Below are 2,469 nucleotides of genomic sequence, written 5' to 3'. Positions count from 1 at the left end.
TTTCTCTCTTCCTATTTTTACTCTAAGTGATCGGATTGCGCCAGTTTTCTCATTGACTCACCGCCCAGTTCTATTCGATGACTATTGTGTACCAGCCTATCCATGAGAGCGTCTGCGACGGTGGCGTTGCCGATCATGTTGTACCACTCCTTTACAGGTAACTGACTGATGACGATTGTGCTGCTGTTTTGGTAGCGGTCTTCCAGCACTTCTAACAAGTGACCCGCATGCTCTTGAGTCAGTTTTTCCATCCCCCAGTCGTCGAGGATAAGCAGTGCTTTTTTAGCTAGGGATTGAAGTTGCTTTTGATAGCTACCATCCAGACGACCTGTGGTCAGGTCATCGAGCAAGCGAGTTAATCGGTAGTATCTGACCGTTTGCTGTTGGTCACAGGCGCTGGTTGCCAGAGCGCAGCCAAGATAGGTTTTGCCTGCACCTGTTGGGCCTGTGATCAAGATGTTCTGGTGCTTGTGCAGATAACTCCCCGTCAGAAGTTCGCTCATCTGTTTGCGGTTGAGGTTTCGCCCCTCCTTGTAGATGAGTTGGCTCGGCTGAGCATCCACTCTCAGCTTGGCTTGTTGTTTTAAGCGTTGGATTTTGCTCTGATTACGATTCAAGATTTCACTTTCCAGAAGCAGGCTTAACCTTTCCTCGAAGTCCAGCTCTGCGTAGGTGGTCAGTTGCTCTTGTTGTTGCTCTAACGCTTTCGCCGCATGACTTAAGCGCAGGGTTTTGAGTTGGTCATTGAGTGCGTTCATATCCTTTCTCCTAGTGATAACAGTTCGGGCCACGAACATTGCTGTGAACAAGGTTCGGTGTATTCGCTTTATCTTTACTCAGTTGCCCCTCGCGATTGTTTTTCAGCAGATTATTGATGAAGGTGTAGTTCGGTTTTGTCAGCATCAGCGCATCTTTACAGGCCTGCTCTAAGCGCGACTCGCCATGGGTTTTACTCAGGTTGAGTAACCCCAGACAGGAACGATAGGCCTGCTCTGGATGAGGTTTGGCGTTCAGCATCTTATTGACGACTTCTCGGGTGGCAGGGCCGATATTGGCACCCCAGTTGAGCAAGCGTCTAGGCGACCACTTTTGATGTTGATGATGACTCGGCATATGCTCTGGTTGTGTGCTGTTTCCGCGCTCTCTTTGGCTGCGTGGATGTTGCGCGACCAAGTTACCTTGATGGTAGATCTGCACCAGACGGTTGGAGGCTTCCAGCTCGACGTGGTGACCCACCAGTTGATGGGGAACCGAGTAGTAGTGACGGCGATATTCGATGTGATAGTCAGGACCAACCTTGGCTTGTCTCGTTTCGGTATAGAGGTATCGCTGCTTGGGCAGCGGCTTTAATGCAGGTTTATCGAGTTTCTCGAACAAGGCTTTGCGACTCGCTCCATACTGTTTCATTTCACGTTGGTTTAACTCATCCATCAGCGCTCGGATAGCGAGATTCAACTCTTTGAAGGTATAGAAGGTTTGGTGGCGAAGCCGCATCATGATCCAGCGTTCGACGAGGAGCACCGCATTCTCCGCCTTGGCTTTGTCTTTCGGTTTGTAAGGGCGAGCAGGCATCACGGCGGTTTGATAGTGATTGGCCAGTTTCTGATAGCTGTCGTTCAGTCTTGGCTCATAGCGATTCGCTTTGGTGACCGCGCTACGCAGATTGTCGGGAACCAAGAGATGGGGGACGCCACCGAAGTGCTCGAACGCATTGGCATGCGCCTCTAGCCAGTAAGATTTTCCTTGGCTGGGGAAGGCTTCCACATAGGTGTAGTTGGACGCACCTAAGGTCGCCACGAACACTTCGGCTTCGCGCACTTCGCCTGTGTCAGGGTTGACCACCTGAAGCCTCGGCCCACAGTAATCGATAAACAACTTATCACCCGCCACATGAAGCTGGCGCATACTGCGCTTTTGGGTTTTGAGCCAGCGAGTGAAGTGCTCGCAGAACTGAGTGTAAGCGTAAGCTTTCTCTTGATATTGCTCATGATATTCCTGCCAGAGCAACATCTTCGTCATGCCTTTACGTCTGAGTTCGACTGCGTATTGCGTGAAGTCTGGCATGACTTTATCGCGACTGGCTTTCTTGCCGTGATACAGCGCTTGCGTGAGATCAGCATCGCTGCAACTTTCGGGTAGAGGCCAACCAAGTTGGCTTTGTTTAAAGCGAGTAAGGAGTTCCGATATGGTGGACGGGCCGAGTTTCAGGCAAGAAGCGATGCTGCGATTGGAGAGACCGCAGTCGTACTTAAGGCGTAATACCTCTTTGATTTTGTTCATTGGAGTTCTCTTTTTGGCCATGGTCGCCTCCTTACGTTCTTGTTTAAGAAGTAAAGAATAGCGAGCTATTGATTTAAAAGAGAAAAATGAAGGATTTCGGGCATTCCGATCGCGGTTTTCGCTATTCCGATCACCGATTTCGGAGTTAGGCTAAAAGTGATCGGATAATCGCGGAATCAGTGATCGCTT

The 2,469-nt window shown here is 50.1% G+C and carries 2 protein-coding genes; both read right to left on the bottom strand.

The features are described from left to right. Positions 1-17 precede the first annotated feature (17 nt). Positions 18-758: an IS21-like element ISVch3 family helper ATPase IstB gene (istB, locus tag QQK21_RS21755; protein ID WP_284194270.1), complete on the bottom strand. Its 741-nt coding sequence runs from the start codon at positions 756-758 to the stop codon at positions 18-20. A gap of 10 nt (positions 759-768) precedes the next feature. Beyond that, entirely contained in the window at positions 769-2,301 is a 1,533-nt protein-coding gene (gene istA / locus QQK21_RS21750; RefSeq protein ID WP_284194269.1) for an IS21 family transposase, read from the bottom strand. Positions 2,302-2,469 lie beyond the last annotated feature (168 nt).

Source organism: Vibrio zhanjiangensis (genome assembly GCF_030161235.1).
GTDB classification, from domain to species: Bacteria; Pseudomonadota; Gammaproteobacteria; order Enterobacterales; family Vibrionaceae; genus Vibrio; species Vibrio zhanjiangensis.
This window is presented reverse-complemented; position numbering and strand designations above follow the sequence as displayed.